Annotated in this window: 6 protein-coding genes; 5 read left to right on the top strand and 1 reads right to left on the bottom strand. The window is 33.9% G+C overall.

Translation table 11 applies throughout. The features are described from left to right. Positions 1–514: 514 nt before the first annotated feature. A complete protein-coding gene (locus tag EAE92_RS25160; protein ID WP_214066795.1) occupies positions 515–781 on the bottom strand; it encodes a hypothetical protein in 267 nt (88 codons plus the stop codon). A gap of 931 nt (positions 782–1,712) precedes the next feature. Here EAE92_RS25160 and EAE92_RS01555 point away from each other — a divergent pair. The 5 genes from EAE92_RS01555 (at position 1,713) to EAE92_RS01535 (ending at position 6,055) form a co-directional block, all read left to right on the top strand. Continuing rightward, a complete protein-coding gene (locus tag EAE92_RS01555; RefSeq protein ID WP_214066794.1) occupies positions 1,713–2,405 on the top strand; it encodes a PAS domain-containing protein in 693 nt (230 codons plus the stop codon). 45 nt (positions 2,406–2,450) lie between these two features. Beyond that, on the top strand, positions 2,451–3,131 hold the full coding sequence (locus tag EAE92_RS01550; protein ID WP_214066793.1) for a helix-turn-helix transcriptional regulator: 681 nt from the start codon (positions 2,451–2,453) through the stop codon (positions 3,129–3,131). 291 nt (positions 3,132–3,422) lie between these two features. Further along, positions 3,423–4,106 (top strand): helix-turn-helix transcriptional regulator, encoded by a 684-nt coding sequence (locus tag EAE92_RS01545; protein WP_214066792.1) that lies wholly within the window; start codon positions 3,423–3,425, stop codon positions 4,104–4,106. A gap of 298 nt (positions 4,107–4,404) precedes the next feature. Further along, positions 4,405–5,082, top strand: a complete 678-nt coding sequence (locus EAE92_RS01540) for a LuxR C-terminal-related transcriptional regulator (protein WP_214066791.1) — start codon at positions 4,405–4,407, stop codon at positions 5,080–5,082. Positions 5,083–5,377: 295 nt separating this feature from the next. Then, complete coding sequence (locus tag EAE92_RS01535) at positions 5,378–6,055, top strand: PAS and helix-turn-helix domain-containing protein (RefSeq protein ID WP_214066790.1); 678 nt, start codon at positions 5,378–5,380, stop codon at positions 6,053–6,055. Positions 6,056–6,057: the final 2 nt, after the last annotated feature.

Below are 6,057 nucleotides of genomic sequence, written 5' to 3'. Positions count from 1 at the left end.
TGAAATAAACTCATGAATAGAAATGCCTTTTTGGAATTGAATCTGATTTTTAGCCATTTTCATTTACCTCCACACAGACTTATTTTAAGTATACGCCTATGGGAGCTGAATTTAAGTGATAATCAGGAATTATTTTGACTACAAAGGGCTTTATAAAGATAAACTTAAATCCACTTCAAACAATTTCACCGGTGGTTCACCCAAATACACATATACCGGCAGCATATTAGGAATAGGGAGCATCACTACCTACTTTATCCAAACCACTTTCTCGGCTGACATGATAGCCCAGAGCCGTCATCCTGCCGATTTTTTCATCTTCTGATCCAGTAAAAATGAACACGAGTCGGTGCCTTATCGAACCGTTCGACAATTTCACTAAGATGATATCGATTTAAGTAATCCTCTCCGCCCTCATTCAATCCTGATAAATAAAACAGTTCCATTAATCCGACTGTCAACGAATTCAGTACCTCCATCCTGCGACCAGCACTGATAACGCATCAGCAATGCCTCACCACACTGCGGGTAGTTGCAGCCACGGCGGTAACAACGGCTTCGGCCTTATTTTTGCCACCGTTAAACACCGTTTATACCACGGTAATTTTTTATCCTGCGGTTTATCCGGTTCGGGCAGGTGTTTGTTACCCCGCGGAGGCTGTTCGCTCTTTGACGTCGTTATTAACGCGAAATATGATATGCCACCGGCAATAATATACGTGCCGGGACGCTTACCACAGGTGGTTTTGTCACCAACGAGTAGATAATACTCTATTGCCATCTATTCATTCCTTATTTACTAATCACATAAAACGTGGGTCTAATCGAAATTTTCACCATATTATTACTACTTAAGAATTAATTTATGATTAATAATACAAAAAATTTTTGTTAAAAAATATATAAATATTCTGAAATTGATGAAAATCAAGTCAATATTTTGTCTCTGACGTTACCCCACCAGTATCGTCAAAGCAGAAAATCATTGATAAAAACCGCAAGAAATAGGGTAAGAATCTGATTGTGACAAACATCTAAGTGGAACTTGAAATGCAACTTTATATCTCGAGCTATACCATTTTAAGTAAGTTTTTTATTTAATTATTCTTCAAAAATTTAATTTCATAGAATTTACCTAACCTTAATTTTATTTAAGAATAACTATTGCCAACAGCAGACAAATTCAGACGCGGTTTTTAGGCTGAAAACTCCATATAGTTGATTATTCTGACAATTCCACAATATATTTTACCAGATTAAAATGACCAATATATGCCGTTTAAAAAGCATTCTTTAATTGATCGAATATTATTCCGATTAAATGCCATTTTTTCGCCTTTATTCTGCTCCAAAGATAACACCTTCTATTTCATTCTATTACCGGTCATCGTTATAACAACCACTCTTTCATACTTCGGTTAATGACAGAAAGTTTTTGACTTACATCACTTAATTAATTATGACTTAAAAATCCCATTCATTAATTTTACTGTTTAGTAATCAAATTAAAATGTTTCCATACAAAATAGTACTTTACGTTATATTCATTAATGTTAAAAGTCTCATTGTTTAACAATAAAAGGTTTAATTAATAAATATATGTATTTTGACGAGCAAGTTATTATATTCTATTATATTACCAAGGCATTCTAAGTATAATTAGTTAGCAAACATGTCAGATAACAACCGAAATAATCGTTCAGGAGTCACCAATGCAACATATAAAAAACAGACCTAACAATATCACTCCACAATTAATTCATATGTGGGAAAACAGTGATGAACCTTGGGGAGCTAAAGATCTCCAATCAAGATTCATTTATGCCAACTTCGCCTTTTATCAACTACTCAATTTGCCGGAAGAGTTCGATATTAGCGGGCTTTCAACAGGTGAATTACCTTCACCTATTGCAGAATATGAAAAAGAATGCCACAGTCAGGATCAAAAAGTTATTCAAACAATGCAACGCGTTAGTTCACTGGAAACGCATCCATTTGAAGAACATAAGATTAAACAAATCTATCTTTGTAATAAATACCCACTTTGTGATGAAGATGGCAATTGTATTGGGATCATTTTTCATATGTGCAAAACCCAAAACTTTTCTACTGCTTACTACCATGAAAAAACTCCTCCGGCAACGTTGGAATTTATCGCCCCTAATGACAAATTGACGCAAACTGAATGGGAAGTTCTCTTTCTGACCCTGCGCTCATTAGATGAAGATAAAATCGGTGAAGAGTTAATGATAAGTACCGAAGATGTGGTTAATCATATTCAATCGATTTACCAAAAATTTAATTTGCCACTACATGCAGAATTGGAAGATTTCTGTAGAAAAAATAAACTTGATCTTTATATCCCAGCAAGATTCGTCACTCTTGGTAGTTTAGAGTTAAATTGATTATAAGATTAAATATCAATGGCTAGAGAAAAAAGGAGTAATAACATGGATAATAAATTAATTATTTCATCTCAAGTTATTAATACATTGAGGCAAAGTAATGATCCTTGGGGAATAAAGGATAAAAACTCATGCTTTATTTATGGTAACCTGGCATTAAAATCTCTTAAGAACTTTTCAAGTTCATTTGAATTTGAAGGACTTTATGAACACGAATTACCTTGGGATGGGGCCGAATTTGCCAAAGAATACATAGATCATGATCGAAAAGTTATGGAAAAAGAAGAAAGAGTATGTTTGCTTCTAACACATACTTTTGGAAAAGAACAAATTCTGTCATCTTATTTTTTTGAAAAATATCCTCTCTATCATGAAGACGGAAGCTGTATGGGAACGATATATCATGGTTGGCAAGCTCAGGATTTCTCATTCACCCGACTATTTCATGGAAAATTGCCAGCCAATATTATGTTCCAAACACCAACTGAACTCTTTACTCAACGGGAATGGGATGTTATTTTTCTCCTATTACAAAAATATACCAGTAAGCAAATCGGTAGAATGTTAAATATTTCCTACCGTACCGTTGAAACCCATATCTCACGCATATATAAACGCATTGATGTTCACTCTAGTCGTCAATTGGAAGAATATTGTCGCACAAATGATTATGATCTCTATGTACCAGAAAGATTTGTGCATCCAGAAAGCAGAATGTTTCTTTAACACTTAGATTACAAAGGAGCTTTTACTAATATGAAAAAGAGCTATGCAATATTACCTCAAAATATTAACACCATAGAAATGAGCAATGAACCGTGGGGAATACAGAATAGCTCTTCGAACTTTATCTACGGCGACTCTGATACAAAAAATTTATTCGTATTTTTATACAACTATTTGATCATAAAGGGATTTATAATCATGAATTACCCTAGGTTATGGTGTAATCGTGAGCTAAAGTAATTACAAGATTAATAATCGAATTTTAAGGTTAGAGAAAAAAGGAGTAATAACATGGATAATAAACTAATTATTTCACCTCAAGTTATTAATACAATGGAGCAAAGTAATGATCCTTGGGGAATAAAAGACAAGAATTCATGCTTTATTTACGGTAATTCGGCTACAAAACAGTTTATTCATGACTTTAAAAAATCATTTGATTATGAAGGACTTTATGATGATGAACTCGACTGGGATGGAGCTGAATTTGCAAAAGAATTTATTGCTCATGATAAAAGTGTAATGGAAAGAGGAGGAAGGGTATGTTCTCTTGAAACACACTTGTTTGGCAAAGACAAATTTCTGTCGTCTTACTTTTGTGAAAAAACCCCTATTTACCATGATAACGGGGATTGTATGGGAACTATATATCATATGTGGAAAGCTCAGGATTTCTCATTCACCCGGCTATTTCATGGAAAACTGCCAGCGTCTATTATGTTCCAACCACCGACTGATCTTTTTACTCAACGGGAATGGGATGTTATTTTCCTCCTGTTACAAAAATATACCAGTAAGCAAATTGGTAGAATGTTAAATCTTTCCTACCGTACCGTTGAAACCCATATCTCACGTATATATAAACGGATTAGTGTTCACTCTAGTCGTCAATTGGAAGAATATTGTCGCACCAATGATTATGATCTCTATGTACCAGAAAGGTTTGTGCATCCAGAAAGCAGAATGTTTCTTTAACACTTAGATTACAAAGGAGCTTTTACTAATATGAAAAAGAGCTATGCAATATTACCTCAAAATATTAACACCATAGAAATGAGCAATAAACCGTGGGGAATACAGAATAGCTCTTCGAACTTTATTTACAATGACTCTGCTACAAAAAATTTATTCATACTTTTACACAATTATTTGATCATAAATGGTTCTATAATCATGAATTATCCTAAGTTATGGGACAGTCGTGAGTTAAAGTGATTATAAGATTAAACAGCAAAAACCTGATTTTAAGGCTAGAGAAAAAAGGAGTAATAATATGGACAATAAATTAATTATTTCACCTCAAATCATTAATACAATGGAACAAAGTAATGATCCTTGGGGAATAAAAGATGAAAATTCATGCTTTATTTATGCCAATCAGGCATGTAAACGCATGCTCAATATTTCATGTTCTTTTGACTTTGAAGGGCTTTATGATCATGAATTACCTTGGATTGGGGCCGAATTTGCCAAAGAATACATTGCTCATGATCAAAAGGTGATGGAAAAAGAAGAAAGAGTATGCTCCCTTGAAACTAATACATATGGGAAAAAACAAATTCTATCATCTTACTTTTTTGAAAAGTCACCTATTTACCATGATAGTAACTGCATGGGAATTATATATCATGGTTGGCAAGCTCAGGATTTCTCACTTACCCGGCTATTTCGTGGAAAACTGCCAGCATCTATTATATTCCAACCACCTACTGATCTCTTTACTCAACGAGAATGGGATGTTATTTTTCTGTTGTTACACAAATATACTAATAAGCAAATCGGTAAGATGCTAAATATTTCCTACCGTACCGTTGAAACCCATATCTCACGTATATATAAACGAATTGGTGTCCACTCCAGTTACCAATTAGAAGAATATTGTCGTACGAATGATTATGATTTCTATGTACCAGAAAGGTTTGTCCATCCAGAAATCAGAATATTTTCTTAATTATTAGATTAGAAGGAGTTATCACTAATATGAAGAAGAACTATGTAATATCGTCTCAGATTATGAACACAATAGAAGTGTTCAACAAACCGTGGGGAATACAGGATAGTTCTTCAGATTTTATCTACGATAATTCAGCTACAAAGGAATTTATTCGTAACTTTAAACAATCATTTGATTATGGAGAGTTTTATGATCATGAACTACCTTAAAGCCTGGGATAGTCGTGAGTTAAATTGATTATAAGATTAAATATCAATAATCGAATTTTAAGACGAGGGAGAGGAATGATACTATGAATAGCGAGATGATTTCACCGCAAATTATTAATACCATGCAGCAAAGCAATGAACCTTGGGCAATCAAAGACAAAAACTCATGTTGGATTTTTTGTAATTCAGCACTTAGACAAATGCAAAATATCCCAGATTTATTTGATTATGAAGGGAAATATGATAGTGAGCTCCCCTGGAACGGGGCTGAATTTTCCAAAGAATTCGTTATGCACGATAAAAGTGTTATGAAACAAGGAAACAGAATATGTTCACTTGAAACACATACATATGGGAAAGATAAATTTCTATCATCTTATTTTTCGGAAAAATATCCAATCTATAATGATGAAAACGAATGTATCGGTATCTTTATTCATGGATGGAAAGCCCAAGATTTCTCATTCACTCGCCTATTTCATGGAAAACTTCCGGCGTCTATATTATTTCAACCACCGACCGATCTTTTTACTCAACGGGAATGGGATGTTATTTTCCTCATGTTACAAAAGTATACTAGTAAGCAAATTGGTAGAATGTTAAATCTTTCCTACCGTACGGTTGAAACCCATATCTCACGCATATATAAACGGATTGGTGTTCACTCTAGTCGTCAACTGGAAGAGTATTGTCGCACCAATGATTATGATCTCTATGTACCAGAAAGATTTGTGCATCCAGAAAGCAGAATGTTTCTTTAACG

This window comes from Photorhabdus hainanensis (assembly GCF_018448965.1).
Taxonomy (GTDB): Bacteria; Pseudomonadota; Gammaproteobacteria; order Enterobacterales; family Enterobacteriaceae; genus Photorhabdus; species Photorhabdus akhurstii.
This window is presented reverse-complemented; position numbering and strand designations above follow the sequence as displayed.

Excerpts from the sequence above, each read along its gene's own strand:
- EAE92_RS25160 (WP_214066795.1), bottom strand. The coding sequence starts at position 781 with ATGGCAATAGAGTATTATCTACTCGTTGGTGACAAAACCACCTGTGGT.
- EAE92_RS01555 (WP_214066794.1), top strand. The coding sequence starts at position 1,713 with ATGCAACATATAAAAAACAGACCTAACAATATCACTCCACAATTAATT.
- EAE92_RS01550 (WP_214066793.1), top strand. The coding sequence starts at position 2,451 with ATGGATAATAAATTAATTATTTCATCTCAAGTTATTAATACATTGAGG.
- EAE92_RS01545 (WP_214066792.1), top strand. The coding sequence starts at position 3,423 with ATGGATAATAAACTAATTATTTCACCTCAAGTTATTAATACAATGGAG.
- EAE92_RS01540 (WP_214066791.1), top strand. The coding sequence starts at position 4,405 with ATGGACAATAAATTAATTATTTCACCTCAAATCATTAATACAATGGAA.
- EAE92_RS01535 (WP_214066790.1), top strand. The coding sequence starts at position 5,378 with ATGAATAGCGAGATGATTTCACCGCAAATTATTAATACCATGCAGCAA.